The following is a 285-nucleotide window of genomic DNA, read 5'->3' on the forward strand; positions in this document are numbered from 1 at the left end:
GATTTTGCAGATGTAAAAGGGCAGGAAGGCATTAAGCGCTGTATGGAAATTGCTGCTGCTGGCGGACATAATATTATTTAAATTGGTCCTCCTGGAGCAGGAAAAACGATGCTTGCTAAACGATTACCAAGTATATTACCTCCAATGACCTTGCATGAAGCCTTGGAAACGACTAAAATACATTCTGTAGTTGGTAGAGTAAAAAGATACGGGGTTAATGGCACAAAGACCTTTTAGAAATCCACATCACACAATTTCAAACGTGGCTTTAGTCGGCGGCGGAAG

1 pseudogene is annotated in these 285 nt (G+C 41.8%); it reads left to right on the forward strand.

What is annotated here, in order from left to right:
* Window positions 1–285, forward strand: a pseudogene (locus V6246_RS18365) (ATP-binding protein); the annotation flags it as partial.

The sequence above is a fragment of the Algibacter sp. TI.3.09 genome (genome assembly GCF_038154905.1).
In the GTDB taxonomy this organism is placed as follows: domain Bacteria; phylum Bacteroidota; class Bacteroidia; order Flavobacteriales; family Flavobacteriaceae; genus Algibacter.